At 66.2% G+C, this 16,587-nt stretch carries 9 protein-coding genes; 5 read left to right on the top strand and 4 right to left on the bottom strand.

From position 1 onward, the window contains the following. Nucleotides 1-23 precede the first annotated feature (23 nt). Nucleotides 24-566, bottom strand: a complete 543-nt coding sequence (locus ACW14Y_RS09840; protein ID WP_456986569.1) for a DUF4265 domain-containing protein — start codon at nt 564-566, stop codon at nt 24-26. Beyond that, a complete protein-coding gene (locus ACW14Y_RS09835; RefSeq protein ID WP_456986568.1) occupies nt 538-7,653 on the bottom strand; it encodes an RHS repeat-associated core domain-containing protein in 7,116 nt (2,371 codons plus the stop codon). The genes ACW14Y_RS09840 and ACW14Y_RS09835 overlap by 29 nt, the downstream gene beginning before the upstream one ends. Before the next feature lie 452 nt (nt 7,654-8,105). On the opposite strand from ACW14Y_RS09835, the gene ACW14Y_RS09830 reads away from it, so the two are divergent. The 4 genes from ACW14Y_RS09830 to ACW14Y_RS09815 all read left to right on the top strand — a co-directional run bounded on the left by ACW14Y_RS09830 (nt 8,106) and on the right by ACW14Y_RS09815 (nt 13,849). After that, a complete protein-coding gene (locus ACW14Y_RS09830) occupies nt 8,106-11,789 on the top strand; it encodes a ricin-type beta-trefoil lectin domain protein (RefSeq protein WP_456986567.1) in 3,684 nt (1,227 codons plus the stop codon). A gap of 157 nt (nt 11,790-11,946) precedes the next feature. Further along, nucleotides 11,947-12,474 carry a hypothetical protein gene (locus tag ACW14Y_RS09825; protein WP_456986566.1) on the top strand — a complete coding sequence of 176 codons (528 nt, stop codon included), beginning with the start codon at nt 11,947-11,949 and terminating at the stop codon, nt 12,472-12,474. A 284-nt stretch (nt 12,475-12,758) separates the two neighbouring features. Further along, complete coding sequence (locus tag ACW14Y_RS09820; RefSeq protein ID WP_456986564.1) at nt 12,759-13,226, top strand: hypothetical protein; 468 nt, start codon at nt 12,759-12,761, stop codon at nt 13,224-13,226. Nucleotides 13,227-13,258: 32 nt separating this feature from the next. Then, complete coding sequence (locus tag ACW14Y_RS09815; protein WP_456986563.1) at nt 13,259-13,849, top strand: hypothetical protein; 591 nt, start codon at nt 13,259-13,261, stop codon at nt 13,847-13,849. Between the two features lie 123 nt (nt 13,850-13,972). Here the strand turns inward: ACW14Y_RS09815 and ACW14Y_RS09810 are convergent, their stop codons facing one another. Beyond that, nucleotides 13,973-14,440, bottom strand: coding sequence for a hypothetical protein (locus tag ACW14Y_RS09810; protein ID WP_456986562.1), 468 nt, complete (start codon nt 14,438-14,440; stop codon nt 13,973-13,975). 257 nt (nt 14,441-14,697) lie between these two features. Between ACW14Y_RS09810 and ACW14Y_RS09805 the strand changes: the two genes are divergently transcribed. After that, on the top strand, nt 14,698-15,210 hold the full coding sequence (locus tag ACW14Y_RS09805; protein ID WP_456986561.1) for a hypothetical protein: 513 nt from the start codon (nt 14,698-14,700) through the stop codon (nt 15,208-15,210). A 216-nt stretch (nt 15,211-15,426) separates the two neighbouring features. Here the strand turns inward: ACW14Y_RS09805 and ACW14Y_RS09800 are convergent, their stop codons facing one another. Next, a complete protein-coding gene (locus tag ACW14Y_RS09800; RefSeq protein ID WP_456986560.1) occupies nt 15,427-16,575 on the bottom strand; it encodes a serine hydrolase domain-containing protein in 1,149 nt (382 codons plus the stop codon). Between the last annotated feature and the right edge of the window lie 12 nt (nt 16,576-16,587).

Genomic DNA, 16,587 nt, shown 5'->3' with positions numbered 1-16,587 from the left:
TCCGGCGAGGCCTCTGCGTACGCTCACTGATCGGCCGGGGGGAGTCCGAGGCCGTCTCGATGCGCCCTTGAAATGGAGCCTTCTTCAATTCCGATTTTTCCTTCACCGGAAGCGACTAGAAGGGAATTTCTGATGGCCGAATAATCGACGCTCGGAGGGATATCAATTGCCCACAAATAACCCGTTGAATCGATCTCCCAAGGGCATTCGTATTCGGATATCGTGGCTTCGATTGAATCTCTCGCCGAATCATCAGAAATGATCACGCGAATCGTTGAGTGGCCACCCTCGGATACGAACTCTTCGAATACAAGTTCCCTCCGCTCGTGATCGGGCCTGACCCGCACGACATCCCCAAGGGACACTCCCTTCACGTAGAAAGGGGTATTGCGGATCTGAACCTCCATCTGCCTGGAAGTCTTTCCGGCCCAGAGTCGCTCCACGGAGGCGTTGGCCCAGTCGGCAGTTCTTTCAGGGAGGTCAAACGCCACCTTGTAGAGCCGTTCTGGCTTAGTTGATGCAGCGTGTCCACCGGGGTTACGGTTCGAGGAATTCTCTGAGCTCATCGTCCCACTCTTCGAGGGTCTTCGTGGACTTGTCTCTGTTGCATCGCCGGCAGGCTACAGCGCCATTATGTGCTCCGCCATGTCCGCCGCTGGCCCTTGGTTCTACATGGTCGATTTGAGCATCATCGGGTCGCCCCTTAATGCTGTTTCCATTTGCATCCCGCGATGCCCGTCGTTCGACTGTCTGGCCGCAGTAGTCGCACTTGTACTCGCCGCCGTTCTTTGCGGCATTGGCATCGTAAACCTTCTGCCTTTCCGCGTCGGTGAAGTCCAGGCTACCTCGGTCGCAGTTATGGACTAGGACCGGCGTGTTCTCTGCCAGCACATAGTACGTGTGGAGGTCCTTGACCGAGAGGTCGTCGGCGCGTTGGGGGGCGGCCGTGTAGGTGCGAGTGGTGAGGACGGTCAGGGTGTTGTGGTCGGGGGTGGAGAGGTGGTGGCCCGGCTGGAGTTCCGCTGCCAGGGTCCAGCGCTGGGTGGTTTCGTCCCAGTAGGGGTGGTGGGAGGTCGAGACGATGGTCGTCGGCGTGCTTTCACCGGTGACGGTGAGTTCGGTGAACTCCGTGTCATCCGGGGTGACGATCTTCGCGGTGACCGGCTTGGAGGCCGACTTGCCGGTCTGGGGGTCGGCCGACGCGACAGCGTCTCCGGGCTTCACGTCCTCGATGGGGCGGGTGCTGCCGTCTGCCATCAGGACGAGAGTTCCGGGCGGAAAGCTGTGCCGCTGGCATGCGGCTGCGGCGGCAACCAGATCGTCCGCCTTGCTCTTCAGGTGGCTTGCCTTCGCCAAGTCGCCGGCGGCGGGTACGAATCCGACGAAGTCCCAGCCTACTTCGCCCCACTGCCTCTGGCCGATGTGGGACGCGGTCGAGAGGACGTCAGCGACGACGCCGCCACCGACAAGGCCGAGGCCGTCGGCGAGATCTCCGATCTTCTCGAAGGTGGACTTCTTCTTGACGCCGTTGCCCCAGCCGTACATCGAGGCGTTGTTCTTGCTGGTCTGTTCGCGAATCCAGTTGCGCTGCGCGGTGGGGCCCAGGGTCGCCGAAAGGGTTGCCTCGTAGTTGCGTATCTGGGCGTTCTCGGGCACGTAGGTCGACGTGGTCTCGGCGGTGTTGCTCATCGTGATCGTGCCCGCCGACCCGCAGTCGTACAGCGTTCCGCATTCCTCGGACTTGTAGCCGCTGGGGTCGCTCAGGTTGACCGGGTCGTTCTCGCTGTAGGCGTAGCCGTTCCACTGCTGTGGATTCGTCGCGTCGAGGATCGGGTCCGGGCTGATGAAGCGTCCGGTACTCGGGTCGTACTGGCGGGCGCCGAGGTTGGTGAGGCCGGTGGCCTCGTCCTTGGTGCCGCCGACGAAGCCCTTGCTGCCGGCCCAGTCGGAGGTCGCGGGCTGGTTGCCGCGGGGGTTGCCGAAGGGGTCGGTGGGGCGGCGGGTGAAAGGCTGGCCTTCGGCGGTGCTGATCTGGAGGCCGCTGGTGCCGTGCGGGTCGGACGCCTGGACGACGACGGTGCCGCCGCCGATGGGGGCGGTGACCCGGATGTAGGTCAGGCCACCGGCCGACGCGATGGTCCGTACGTTGCTCATCGAGCCCGTGGCGGTGTCGAGCGTCAGCTCGTCCGTGGGAAGGTTGAGGGTGGTCTTGCCGGGGTTGCGTCGGATCAGCTGGTTGCCGTCCGCGTCGTACAGGTAGGTGGTGGTGCCGCCGGCTGTCGTGGCGAGGGAATCGAGCTTGTCCTCGCCGTTCCAGGTCAGGGTGGTGGTGCCGTTGGTATCGGTGATGGCGGTGGTGTTGCCCTTGGCGTCGTACTGGTAGCCGACGGCCCTGGTGCCCTCCGGGCCGGTGGTGGTGGAGGTCAGGAGGGCGTGCGGTCCACCGGTTCCGCCGCCGGTGTTGGGCGCCGCGGTCGGGATGTTGCGGCTACGGGCGGCTCCGAAGGTCTGGCTGGTGGTGAGGTCGTTGAAGCTGTTGCCGGTGATGTCGTGCCGGACCAGACTCGTCCGGTTGCCACTGGAGTCGTAGGTGTAGGTGTTCCAGTAGGGCGCGGGGCCCCCGACGGTGCGGCCGCCGGGTTCGGTCTGGGCCGGGCCGTCGGTGCTGTTGCACCCGCCGATACCTGGCACAGTGCTGGAGCTTCCGCTGCCCTGGACGTTGCCGGCGGAGTCGGTCCAGTCGGCGGTGGTGTGCACACCCTGGGTGTCGGTCCAGGCGTTGGTCAGCCTGCCCAGGTGGTCGTACGTGAAGCACTGGGTGTCGGTGTCCGCGGCGTCCTGGATGGTGTTGACAGAGGTGAGCCGACCGGACGGAGCGTAGGTGTAGCTCGTCTGGTCGGTGCTGACGGTGCCGTTCTGGCGATAGACGAAGGAATTGATGACCCGTCCGGTGGCCCAGTCGTGCTGCTGGAGCGACACGACCTGAGAGCCGTACGCGCCAACGGTGGTTTCGAGGGGGCGGGCCAGAGGGTCGTAGGAGACCTGGGCGACGACCGCCTCTCCCTGACTTGCCGCTGCTGTCAGCAGACCGGTGATCGTGTGTCCGTAGTACACGGTTTCGGCGGGCAGGCCGCCAGCAGCGGGGATGCTGACAGAGCTCAAGGCCCCGTTGACGCGGCTGAAGGTGTTGGTCGTGGTGTAGGTGCCGGCAAGCGGTCCCTCGGCCTCCGGAACGGTCACGGAACTGCCCGTAGCCCGGTAGGCGGTGTCGTATCCCGTGACCGCCTTGGCATAGGCCGCGCCTTCTGCTCCGCCGACGTAGCGGGTCGAGGAGGTGGGGAGACCCTTGGCGAGTGTGTCGTAGCTCCAGGAGGCCAGTTGGTTCGAGGGCGTGACACTGCCGTTGTAGCTTCCGGTCTTTCGGCCGAGCAGGTCGTACGTGTACGCGAGAGTCTGTCCCTTGGCGTCGATCGTGTGATCGACCTGCGAGTTCGCGTTGTAGAAGGTCTGGGTGGTGCCGGTGTCAGGGTCGGTCGCGGAGACCTGGCGTCCCCTCGGGTCGTAGGTGTAGTTCCACGAATTGCCGCTGCTGTCGGTACGTCCGGCGGGCTGACCGTCGGCCGTGTAGGTGAAAGTGGTGATGTCGGCATCAGCCGGGTTGCCGGTCGCGGTGGTGCTGCGGTACTGCCAGGCGGCCGTGGTTCGGCCACGCGCGTCGGTGACGACGGAGCTCGGCGTGCTGCCCGCGGGTGGAGTGACGTCCGTTCGGTCGGCGCCCGGGTACGCAGTGGTGCTGGCCCACTGGAGGTTGCCGTAGGACCGGAACTCCGAGCGCACCACGTGTCCCGCGCCGTCGTAGCTGTTCCAGGTCTGGCCAGGAATCTGGCCGTCACCGCTCGGTTCGAAAATGTATTCGGTGGGGAACGAGGTGCTCTCGTAGTACGGGTTGGATGTCTTGATCACCCAGCCGTGGGTGTCGTAGACGGTGTCGGTGAGCAGCCGCCCGGTCGGGTAGGCCGCACTGGTGCTCTGGGTCTGCCGGGGGCGACCGAAACCGTCGAGGATATCTACGACGGTCGAGTAGGTCGCGCCGTCGTCGTTGATCGACTTGCTCGTGATCGCGGACGGCCGCGCCGCGCCGTTGGCGGAGTAGCCGAAGGTCCGGCTGGGGAGGGCGTCGGTCGGACGGTTCGGCGCCCAGACGGCCGTGATGCGGCCGAGGGCGTCGTACTGCGCGGTGGTCACGCGGTCGTTGGCGTCCCGACTCGTCAGCGGCAGACCTCGGGCCGGGTCCTGGGTGATGGTGTCGGTCCAGCCGTCACCCATCGGGCCGGTTGTGCGTAGCTCGGTCGGCAGTGCTCCCGTGGCCGGTGTGAAGGTCGAGGTCGTGACGGCCGGGGTGACGGTGGGCCCCGTCAGCGGCGTGCCGTCCGACTTGAACGTGGAGCCGTCGGTGGTCGCTGCGGATACGCCTCGGCCGTAGATGTCGAAGGACGCACTTGCGGTGTGCACATAGACCGGAGCGCCGCCCTGGTCGAAGTGGTCGAGGACCTGGGTGCTCGTGGGCTCACCCATGACTCCGGCGAACTTGAACGGCTTCCCGTCGTAGAGGGTGTGGCTGCCACTGATCGTGGTGGTCGCCGTGGGCTGCGTGCCGCAGTCGCCGCGGACGGTGATCTTCTCGGCGGCAAGGGTGCGGAGAGCCGGGTTGTCGCTCGTGGCGTACCCGATGAGCGTGCAGGTCTCCGGGGTGGCGGCAGTACCGTCGCCCTTGTCGTTGACCTTGATGACGCGGTTGCCGTTCGCCGGGTCGGTCACCGTGACCGCGCTGGCGGTACGCCAGGTCCCATCGGCGAGTTTCGCCTTGGAGACGGCGGTGACCTGGGAGTCGGAATAGCGTGCGTAGATCTTCGGAGCGCCGGCGCTCTGGGAGTGGGTGGCTGTGACCTGCTGGCCGTTGTAGAGCTTCCCGGCGATCGACTGGACGCTTCCTCCCTCCTGCTCGAAGATCTCGGTGGCCACTTCGCGACCGCTGAGCCAGTTCTCGTCGGTCACCGTGCCGCCGAGGGGGTTGGCGACCTGGACGTTGCGCTGGCTCGTCCCGTTGGCGAGGAAATCGCCGTGCATGCCGCGTAGGTAGGTGACCGTCTGCCGGGTCCTGGGGGCCTCGCTGGACGAACCGCTGCCGACCATGGTGGTCACTGACTGGTAGCCGCGGAACTGGTCCCAGGTCCGGGTCTTCGGGTCGGTGAACTCCGCGTCGTTCCGGTGCCAGGCAGCGCCGCCGTTGTAGGTGTACTCCGTGGTCTTTCCGATCGCGGGTGTGCTGACCAGATCCTGTTCGGTGACGAACCTGACGAGTGGCTTGTTGAACCAGTCGTTGACCGGAACCGGGTCCTTGCCGGGTACGGTGGCGCCGGGCACGTACCACTTGACGGGCATGCAGGCCATCGAGTTGGTGGCTTCCGAGGCAGGCATGTGGTTGCCGACCCGTGAGCACTCGGCGTCGCTGTAGACGACGTTGATCCGGCCGCCGGCCTCGGTGTCGACGGCCTGGAGGCGCGGCCGCATGAACATGTGCTCCGGCGGGTTCAGACCGTCGACCCGGTTGGGCATCATCCGGTAGCCGAACGTGACAGGCGGAAGCTCTGTGGGCGCCTGTCCGTTGGATGCGCTCCGTACGATCGAGTCCAGCTGCAGGGTCCGCTTGGTCGCGTCACCCGGGTCGGGCTGCGACTGGGACAGGATCCAGGTGTCGACCGTGCGGTAACCGCCGTCGACGAGGACTTCAGTGTTGATGCCGGTCAGGCGCTTGGTGGTGAAGAAGGTCGGTGAGTAGTTGGTGCAGGAGCCGGAACTGCAGATCTGGTCGATCGGTACGTCGGGCCAGGCATCGGCATTGGCCGTGGTCCGCTGGTCCTCGGCGCAGGAGACGCTGTCGGTGGGCAGGCAGCGTTCCGCGACCGTGAAGGAGACCTTTGCCGCCGGGTTGACGGTGCCCTTGGCGGTCCGCTGTTCGTCGAGGCGCTGGCCGTAGCCGATCTCCCTGAGGTAGGAGCTCCGCTGGTAGTCGGAGAGGGAGCCCTTGCTGGGGTCCGGGCTCCCACCGCGGCTGTATTTGTTGCCCTCGGTCGCGTACTGGTACGTGGTGAGGTTGCCGTGGGCATCGACGACGTAGTCGAGCTGCCAGCGCCACCCCATCTGGCACCAGGAGCGGTTCCCGGACGACCCGCTGTAGCAGGGGTCGCCGTTCTTCGGTGAGTACACCGGTGTCGTCAGGACGGAATTGGCCGCTGGGTCGGTGCCGTCGCCGCCGGGCAGGTGGTTGAGGCCGAAGTAGTACTGGGTCCCGTCCGGCGTGGTGATACGCCAGTACTCCATGTCGCGGTAGCTCTGGTCGGCTCCGCTCCGGGGAGCGCCGGTGAGCTGCTCGATCTTGGAGCCGTCGTCGTCCTGAAGGTGCCAGGCGCCGGTGGCATCGTCACGCACGATGGTGCCGGAGCGGCTGCCGAGGGCCAGGGTCGCGTTCTGACCCCCCCAGCACAGGTCGCCCGAGTTGGTGATCCCGGCCTTGTCACAGCCCTTGTACGAGCGCTCGATGTATCCGGGCTCGTAGCCCCAGCCGTCACCGATCCAGGAGGACTGCGAGTTGGTGGCAGAGGTCTTGCCGTCGACCGCGGCCGAGTTGTATCCGAGCGCGACGGCTGGCGTTGCGCCACCGAGGGCGGGCGGTACAGAGATCGGATAGTTGTAGGTGAAGTTGCCGGCGTTGGATCCGGCACTCCATCCGGTCGAGGGTGAGAGCGGTGTTGCCTTGAAGCTGCCACCGGCCCCGAACGGCGCGGGCACCGCGGCAAGCACCATGGGGCCACCGGACGCGTTCGGAGACCCGGGTGTCGAGGACGCAGCGCCGGCTGCCGCAGAGGACGACGACTTGCCCGTCTCGGCCGTCTCCGGAGTTCGGGCGGTCTGCGCCGCGGAGGGCAGGGTGACCTCGGCGCTCACCGAATCGCGGCCGTCCAGTTGGACGGGCAGCGGGGTCTGCGTCCGGCACTCGGGGCGGTCCGGTGTCGTCAGTGCGCAGGCGGGCAGGCCGACGACCGTCGCGCGGTCGGACCAACCGCCGGCCTGCAGCGCCTTGAGATCCAGCGTGACCCGCGCGTTGCGGCCGTCCCCGGTCGCCGGGGCCCCGGCGTCGGAGAGGGCGACGAGCGGGCCGGTGACTCCGGCCGCCTTGCCCTTGTCCGGCGCTGTCACCTCGACCTGGACGGTACGGGCGCTCTCACCCGATCCGTTGCCGGGTGCGACCCGGACGGCGAGCTTTCCGGCCTTGATTCCGGTCGACCCGCCCGAGGCGGGCGATGCGCCCCCGGTGGCGGCTCGGGCGGCCTTGGCGTCGGCGCTGTCGAGGCCGAGCGTCACAGTCTCGGTGCCGGTCGCCACCGGTGGTGCGACCTCGGGCTTCCGCCCAGGAGCCTTGGCCGGAGGCGCTGCCTTCGCCGGTCGGACGTCATGACCGGCGACGGTCGGCGTTCCGGCGCTCCGCGGTGCGTTCGGCGGAGTCCAGATCTTCTCTGTCGGTTTCGGGTACGACCATGCCGCGGCCTGCGGCACGGTCACCCCTGTCAGTGCCAGGGCGACGACGGTCGCCATCACAGGTGACCGCCATCGGCCCCTTGTCCATCCCCCGGCCCGCTTTCGGGCAGGCAAAGCCCCCACTGCAGAACCCCCTTCGGTCTGTGTCGACGTGGCGCCATACGGACACAGCGGCGCCACGGCCGTAGTGACGATAAGTGAGGGGTCTGACACTCGTCAGGTTGTTCGGATGCCATGCGTGCGATGTTTACGGAGTCTTGACCAAAGGCCCGGTGAACATCCGGACATGACGGTACGAAGCCGAAATCGGGTTGACCAATTCGCAGATCAGGGGACATCGTTCCCACCCGAACGTGGCCCCAGAAGGGGGTCGCAGTCCGGGAGGGGAACGCGAAAGAGACATGTCTGTCACTTCTCGCACAACTGCGTACACACCACCTGCGCCGTCGACACGCGGGCGCACGGCCCGTCTGGTCGCGCTCGCAACGAGTTGTCTGTTGAGCGCCGGTATGCTCGCCGCACCGGCCGCGCTCGCGGCTGACGCCCGACCCACGCCTGCGCGAGGGTCGGCGGGCAGTCCGACGCCGGTCACGTCCACGCAGCCGGCACCGACTCGCACGCCGGCGCAGCAGGCCATGTTCGATGCCATTGCCAAGGCCAAATCGACCGGTAGGTCCGTCGTCGTGGACTCCATGACGAGCGAATCCTCGAAGACCGTGGCGAACCCCAAAGGCACGCTGACCACGACGGACGATGCCCAGGCGGTACGGCTCAAGCGTGATGGCGCGTGGGTGGACCTCGATGCGAGTCTGCGGGCGAACGCCGATGGCAGCGTCAGTCCCGTTGTGGCCTCTACCGCGCTGAAGTTCTCCGGTGGCGGCGCCGGTCCGATGGCGACCGTGGCGACCGCGGACGGCAAGGAGCTTGCCGTCGGTGCGCCGTTCGTTCTTCCCAAGCCGTCCCTGGACGGCGCGACCGCAACCTATGCGAACGTTCTGCCCGGCGTCGACCTGCAGTTGACCGCACTCGAGATCGGTGGCTGGCGTGACGTGATCGTCGTTCGCACCCCCGAGGCGGCGGCCGACCCCGCACTGAAGACCTTGCGTTTCCCGATCACGGCCAAAGGCCTGACCGTCACGGCGGACGCCCAGGGGCAGATCGATGTGAAGGACGACGCGGGTTCCGCCAGGTTCCGCTCGCCCGCCTCGTTGCAGTGGGACTCCTCGTTGCCGGCCACCGCCGCTCCGTCCCCGGCTGCCAAGTCGTCGGGCGCGGCGGCACCCTCCGCAGGGCCGGACGGTGACCCCCGGTCCGAGGTCCTGCGGTCGTCCGTCGAAGGCCCTGGCGACGGTGCCAATGTCGCGGCCATGAGTACCGCGGTCTCGGGAGGTGCCATCGAGCTGACCCCTGACCCGAACGCGCTCGGCACCGGTTCGGGGCCGTGGTACCTCGACCCGTCGCTCACCGCCGTCACCAGCGGCGTCCAGGGCTCGGTCGAGGTCCAGGAGAACCACGAGACCTACGAGTACTACAACAAGAAGACCAATCTCGCGACCGGATTCTGCGGGTACCACAGCTCGGACCCGAACCAGGACTGCGGTAAGGAAGGCCGGCAGCGCGCGTACTTCCAGTTCGCCGTCAACCCGGCCATCTACACGACCGTCGGTGGTGCCGAATCCCCACCAGTGCTCTTCAGCTCGACCCTCAACGGGCAGGTCACCGGTGCCGCCAGCCCCGGCACGCCCACCGACCTCGGGGTCTACTCGGCGCCGCGCGGGATCCACGACCACAGCAAGTGGACCGACCAGCCGTGCGGGTACGGGAACCCGAACATCGTCATGGAGGGCTGCGAGTTCGTCGGCAGCCAGATCAGTACCGGAAACGGTGGTCCGCTGGCCATCGACGTGACCGAGATGATGAAGCGCGCCGCCAACGGCAGGTGGTCGACCTGGACCATCGGTGTCGCTCCCAAGGACGGTGAGAGGAACAAGCTCTACCGACGCCACCTCGACAGCAAGCCGAGCATCACCACGACCTACGACATCGCGCCGACGGCCTGGTACCCGCGCACGAGGCCGGCGCCCGGCTATGCCAATACCGGCAGCACCGCCGAGTGCACGAGTGGTGGAACGCATCCTTGGGACAACCCCGGCTGGATCGGGAGCAACCAGAACATCTATCTCTACGCCAACAGCTTCTCCCCGAGTGGCCTTCCGGTCCGGACCAGCTACGAACTGTGGGACGACAACTCCGACTTCCGCTTCAGCGACAGTCGTTGGGGTGGTTCCTACAACGACCCGGCCGAACCGGTGTCCCCGGGATCCCTCGCCGACGGACACCAGTACGGCTGGTACGCGCAGGCGTCCGACGACCTGTTGAGCTCCAATACGACCGCGTGGTGCTACTTCCGGATCGACCGTACCAATCCGCGGGTCAGCATCAGTTCCGGGGACTTCCCGCCGGCCGGCACACCCAACCCCAACCCGGCGAAGTACATGAACGACTGGGGCACCCTCTGGATCAACGGAGAGGATCCCGCTCCGGAATCCGGACTCCAGGCCTCGGGCATTGCGTGTGTGCGCGTCAGCACTGACCCGACACCTGTGGTCGGCTGGAAGTGCGGTGAAGGTGACACCTACGGGCCCGGGGATCCGTACTACTACCAGGCGCGCAAGTGGGGCATCAACACGGTGTACGCCTGGGCCAGGGATGTCGCGGGCAACTACAGCCAGCCGGCTCTCTACAATTTCTACGTGCCCTGGCGTCCGGGAACCCAGCCGCTGTTCGGCGATGTCGACAACGACCAGAAGCCGGACATCGTCACCGTGGACAAGAACGGGAACCTGCGGATCACCGGTGGCACGTCCGACCCTGTGAGCTCGCTCGTGGCGCCTCCTGCGGCTGCTCCTGGTGCCAATGACTACGGGACCACGTGGGCCGACTTCCAGCTGAGCCACCACGGTGTCCTGGGCTTCGGGCTCGCGGTCGACCAGATCATTGCCCATTACAACAAGCCACCGACCACGCCTGGGACGCGGGCTATGGCGGATGCCCTCTACCTGATCAACAATGACGGCACGGGGCGCTACGACAAGCTGGTTTCGAGCAGCCTCAAGCGGCCCGACAACTGCACTACGTTCGGTTCCAATGCTCCCTGCCCCGTGTACAACAGCACATGGAGCCACGTCTCGCAGGTGATCGCCTTCGGCTCCCCGAACGGTGAGGCGGTCGCTCCGGATCCCAAGGGCAAGCGCGACAAGATCATGGCGAGCCTGACGACCGTTCTCACCCTGGAGGAGGGCAACCTCTACCTCTTCCAGGCCACCGGCGCCAATGATCTTGCCAGCGCGATGCTCATACCCGCCGCATCGGGCAACTGGGACGACCTCGAGCTCATCAACCCCGGTGCTGCGAACGGGCCGACCACGAACCCCAGCACGGGCAAGCCGACCAACCAGACCACGCTGTGGGCCCGAAGCAGGTCCACCGGCGACATCCGTGCGTACCCACTGGGCTGGAACGCGAACGGGACCGTGGACTACTCGGGCCTCACCACGCCGGACGGCGGGACGGTGCTCGAGACCGGGGCGGGGCTCAAGGCCGACAGTCATCCGCTCATCGGTGCAGGCGACCTCAACAACGATGGCTTCGCGGACCTTTGGGTGATCGACTACAACAACGTTCTTGCGATCTTCCCCGGCACCAGCAGCACCGGTACCACCGGCCAGACCGACGGCTTCGCTCCTTGGGCCTTCGCCGGATACGCCGATGCCAGTGTCTCCATGCACTCGGCGCAGGTCGACTGGCTCTGTGCCGATGCCGAAGGCGGGCCGCGCAACGGAGCCGAACTCACGGTCTACGGCTGCTGGAACACGATCAACCAGCGGTTCAACTTCGCGAGCGACGGCACGGTGCGCAACGGAAGCTTCTGCATGTCCACCCGTGACAACGCGCTCGACAACGGCACACGTGTGGTCCTCGCGCTTTGCACCGGTGGGGCCGGACAGAAGTGGAGCATGCGACCTGACGGTCGACTGTTCATCCCCGGTACCGTCAATGACGGCAGCCCCGGCGGAAAGTGCCTGGAGCTCCCGGGGTGGGCAACGGAGCAAGGCACGCGCCTGGGTATCTGGGACTGCCCCGCATTGCAGGACAACCAGCGCTGGACCCTCCAGCCCGAGCGAACGGGCTGATTCAGGGGTCTCGGACACGTCTTGAGGTGAGATCTTCGAGGGTTGTGGGCCCCGGCTGCCGCCGGGGCCCACAACCCTTTCCCGTTCGACGGGGCATGTGGAGCGTCCAGTATCGGCTGGCTCTGTGCCCTGAAGAGATTTTGGTGGGAGGAGGCCAATGAGAATCGACAGCAAGGTGCTGACTGCAGTCCTGGTGGGTGTGTCGATGCTGACCGCTGCGTCGTGTACAAGTGGAGGTGCGGCGGAAGGTCGGCCCGAACGCGCTGGCTCGGCGTCGCCCAGCTCGGTTGTCGGGGGAGAACTGACGATCGCGGGGGCGCCCAGCAAAGAGCGCCAGGAACGGTACGGAATAACCGTTCCGGCTGGCGCAACGGCTGTCTCCCACGGGTTCCAGCGAGAAAGTGGCGGCGGCGAGCTCTGGGTGACGTTCAAGATTGGCCCCGAGGGTCGTGATCTCTTTCTTTCGAGTATTGGAATCAGCGAAAAAGACCTGAATTCAGGTGTTGTTGGGTTCACTCCGGACGATTTTGACCTCACCGGCTGGTCCATCGGTAATGCGCAGTCGGTGAAAGGCAAGATGGTTCCCGCAAAGGATGATGACATGAAGAGCCCGAGTATCAAAGTTGTCATTGACTACTCGGGTGTCGACGTGATGACGGTTTACGCCCTTTCGGCAAAGCCGTAGTTCCTCGGCTATTCCTTTGCATTGTCCTCTCCTTCGGTTTGGATTCTTCGCTACGGCCTTCCGGACTGGCTGGAAGGCCGTAGCGGCTTTTGGCTGATCGTGGGAATGCCTGCGGTCCGGAGGTCGGACTGGATGGGACGAGCACCAGATAGGTCGGAGGTTCGCCTGTGCGGCGTGTCCGACGCGCTGCCGGTCAGTGACCCTCCCTCACGCCCTGAACTGAACACCCGACCCACGCGGGGCGCTCCGGATAGGCTTCACCAGGCCGACCGGAGGGGGGAAGCATGGCGTCGCGCTGCGTCCGTTCCATACGTTCGTTCTGCGTACTCGGGATCTCGGCGCTCCTGCTGAGCGGCTGCTCGGCCGGTGGCCCGTCCTTCGAAGCCTCCCAGGACGACCTCGTCGGGACGTGGAGCAACCCGAAGGGCGCGCGCCTCGTGATCGAGCAAGGAGACACCTTCCGCGCGGAGAAACTCACCAAGGTCGTCGCGGTCCAGGACGGATGTGCCCAAGCCCTCTCCGGCGGCAAGTGGCTTCTGTTGGGCGACCACACCGGTGTGGCCCGGACGAGCGACCCACAGGGCTCGGCCATCGACCTCCACCCCAGCGGCCGATCCGAAACGCTCGCCTGCTCCGTCCTGGCGAAGATCGCGAAGGACCACGCCGGCATCAACCTCTGCCTGGTCGAGGACGAGGACCAGACCTGCGCCGGTGGAGACCTGCTGCGGAAGGTCCCACCTGGCCGAGGTTGAACGTCCCGAACGTCTCTTTCGATGGATCCGACATGCAATTGACTGTGCCGAAATCCCGCCGAAGTCGGGTCGCCACCATCGGGGCGCTGCTGATCGTCCTGCTGGGATTGTCGATCTGGAACCTTCCCCTCGCCACGCAATGGCGGGCGAGTGACCTCGGCGAGAGCCTGCTGCTCCGGTCCCCGCCGATGGGAGAGACCTGGGAGCGGAAGCCGGACGAGGACCCCGGCGCGCCCTACATGCGCGGGCTGGACAGGCGCGTGGAGCGCCTGTTCGTGCAGGACCCCTCCGACCCCCTGGCCGGCACCTTCATCCAGACGGTCATGGAGTTCGACTCTCCCACCTGGGCCTGGCTCGTCTTCCGGGACGGCTCCCCGGACAAGCGCTACGCCCGGTACGGAGAAGTCGAACGTATCGACGGAGCCAGCGTCGCGGGAGCGGACGAGCAGCGCTTCTTCTGCGCCCACTTCGGCGGCGGCGAGTGCAACCGCTGGTACGCATGGCTCCGGTTCGGCCAGTACCTGATCGAAGTTCAAGTCATCGGCGGGATGTCTGAAGAGACCGCATCCGAGATGCTGAGCAGCGCCGTCACCGAGATCAGCGGCGCCGCCCGCCGGATCTGACATCGAGTCGGATCCGGCGGCGGAGGCGTGATCGGGGCAGGCCGGAGTGCGAGAAAGCCCTGTCAGAGCTTCAGGGGCTGGACGGTTCGTAGGTTGAGCGCCGATACCGATGCGCTGCGAGTCTCAACGATCGCGCCATCGTGTCCAGACTTCAGATGCGGCGTCTCTTGCTCGATCGGTCAATCGCCAGCGCTTCGGAGCTCCGAGCCAGGCCTGATAGAAATCACGCTGATCCGCCACTGTCCCAACGGTGTCCGCCTCTGCGCGATCGAATATGAATACACGCTCTCGTGGGACCCTTTTCATCTTCAAGATGTAAAGGGTGCTCCCGCCCGTCATATCGCGCAACATTCCTGAAGGGTGGGCGTCGACCCGGGCTCCGTTGCAAAGGAGAAGGTAGCCCAAGGGCTCAATCTGCAATCTCACACTCTTCAGTGCCTCGAAGAGGTCGTCTCCTGCGGCAATCCAACTCGCGCCATCCGGACTTGCGATCTTGATATCGAAGGTGGGCTCTTCTGCCAGTTGAAGTTTCCATGCTTCCCTCTGCGCGGTGTGAATATTCAGTGCGTCGATCTGAAAGTCAGTCGTCATCGTCAGTCGCCATGGTTCGGATTGTAGACCAAAGGGCCAGTAGGAGTTCCCCTGTACAGGCAGGCAGTCGGACCGGATCGCACTTATGGCTCGAAGCAGTTCTATCGGCGACGTCCGTACGTACCCATTGGGATGGAATGCGAACGGGCCGTTGACCAGTATCGACTGGTTCTGTAACCTGAACGAGTTTCGGTTGAAAGTGTCGGGGTGGCTGCGAGGGCTGAGTGCCGAATGCGGGATCGGGATTTAAAAGCAAGGTGCTGACTGCATTTTTGGTGGGTTTGGCGATGTTCGCTGTTGCATCGTGCGGAATTCTGGGTGAGGAGGGGAAGGGCCCCGGAGCTGTCGGCACTGCGTCGCCGGATCCGGCGACAAAAGGCGCGGTGATAATCACTGGAAAACCCTCCGCGGAGCTCCAGGAGCGATATCGATTGGCTATTCCAAATGATGCGACAGGTGCTTCCTACGGCTATCACCGGGAAGGTGGTGGGGGCGGGGAGCTCTGGGTGAGCTTCAAAATCGATGGTGAGGGCCTCGGGGCTTTTCTTTCGAGTCTCGGAGTCAGCGAGGAGGATCTGAGTCCAGGCTTCGTCGCGTTTACGTCCAGCGATCTCGACCTCACCGGCTGGTCCATTGATAACTCGCACTCGGTGAAGGGCAAGATGATTGGTACGAAGGATGACGACCTTAAAGCCCCCGGCGCCAGAGTGACGATTGACTACTCTGATCCCGGAGCGGTGACAGTTTATGCCTTGTCGGTCAAGCCGTAGTGCCTTGGTGGCGCCATCGGCGCTTGATGCCTCTCTGATCTGAGTCCTTCGTGACGGCCTGCCGGTCAGCCCGGCAGGCCGTTCGGCTTTTGGCCGGTGATGGCTCTGTCCTGCGATCCGAAGGTCGGAGCACAGGACGGCTGCCGGGTGGCCCTGGTGGTTGGGGGCCTCGCCGCGACGGCATTGCCCTGTGCGGCGTGTCCGACACATTGCCGGTCAGGCGGCAGGCAGGGCCGCCACCAGGTTGTTGGCGCGGGGGTCGGCGTGGCCGATCATGCGGTTGGTGGTGTAGGCGAAGGTGTGGGTGGTGGTGGGGTCGGCGAAGGTGAATTGGCCGCCGGCGCCGTCGTTGCCGAAGCTGGTGGGGGTGAGCATGGGGCGGAAGGTGGGGGAGGGGAGGAGGAAGCCGGAGCCCCAGCGGGCGCCCATGTCGAAGCCCAGGAAGCCGGGGCCGGAGGTGAGTTCGCGGGTGGCGTCGGCGATGGTGGCGGGGGTGAGGAGGGGTGGGGTGCCGTCGAGGCCGGTGACGGCGGCGGCGAGAGTGGCGGAGAGGCCGGTGGCGGTGGCGACGGCGCCCGCGCCGGGGAGTTCGACGGTGTGCAGGGCGGGGTCGTTCCAGCCGTGCGGTTCGTCGAGGCCGGGGAAGACCAGGGCGCCGTTCATGGTGACGATGCGGGTGAGCAGGTGCTCGGGGCCGGGCATCGGGCGGCGGCCGTCGGCCTCGGCGAGGCGGGCCAGGCGGGGGAGTTCGGTGGCGGGGAGGCCCAGGTGGGCGTCCAGGCCGAGGGGTTCGGCGAGCGTGGTGCGGAAGTAGGCGCCCGGGGTGAGGCCGGTGATGCGGCGGATCACCTCGCCGATCGCGAAGCCGAAGACGTGGCCGTGGTACTCGTGGGCGGTGCCCGGTTCCCACAAGGGGCGCTGCTCCTCGACGGCGTGGACGACCGGGGTCCAGGCGGCGATCTCGTCGAAGGTCGGGGAGGCGTCGAGGACGGGGATGCCGGCGCGATGGGAGAGCACCATGCGGGTGGTGATCGCCTCCTTGCCGTGGCGCGCGAACTCCGGCCAGTAGGTGGCGATCGGCGCGTCCAGGTCGAGCAGGCCCTGCTGGGCGAGCAGGTGGGCGGAGACGGAGACCAGGGCCTTGGCGCAGGAGAAGACGGGGACGAGGGTGTCCGCCTGCCAGGCGCGGCCGGTGCGTTCGTCGGCGATACCGCCCCAGAGTTCGACCACCTTGCGGCCGCCGACGTGGACGGTGACGGCCGAGCCGAGCTCGGGGAAGTCGGTGTAGTTGCGGGCGAAGGCGTCGGCGACCGCGCCGTAGCCCTCGTCGGCCCAGCCGTGGTGGTCGGGGCGCTGGTGGTGCATGGGATGGTTCCG

The organism is Kitasatospora sp. cg17-2 (assembly GCF_054031055.1).
This window is presented reverse-complemented; position numbering and strand designations above follow the sequence as displayed.

Coding starts and splice junctions, on each gene's coding strand:
- ACW14Y_RS09820 (WP_456986564.1), top strand. CDS start 12,759: ATGGCGTCGCGCTGCGTCCGTTCCATACGTTCGTTCTGCGTACTCGGG.
- ACW14Y_RS09800 (WP_456986560.1), bottom strand. CDS start 16,575: ATGCACCACCAGCGCCCCGACCACCACGGCTGGGCCGACGAGGGCTAC.
- ACW14Y_RS09835 (WP_456986568.1), bottom strand. CDS start 7,653: ATGGCGACCGTCGTCGCCCTGGCACTGACAGGGGTGACCGTGCCGCAG.
- ACW14Y_RS09840 (WP_456986569.1), bottom strand. CDS start 566: ATGAGCTCAGAGAATTCCTCGAACCGTAACCCCGGTGGACACGCTGCA.
- ACW14Y_RS09830 (WP_456986567.1), top strand. CDS start 8,106: ATGCTCGCCGCACCGGCCGCGCTCGCGGCTGACGCCCGACCCACGCCT.
- ACW14Y_RS09825 (WP_456986566.1), top strand. CDS start 11,947: ATGAGAATCGACAGCAAGGTGCTGACTGCAGTCCTGGTGGGTGTGTCG.
- ACW14Y_RS09815 (WP_456986563.1), top strand. CDS start 13,259: ATGCAATTGACTGTGCCGAAATCCCGCCGAAGTCGGGTCGCCACCATC.
- ACW14Y_RS09810 (WP_456986562.1), bottom strand. CDS start 14,440: ATGACGACTGACTTTCAGATCGACGCACTGAATATTCACACCGCGCAG.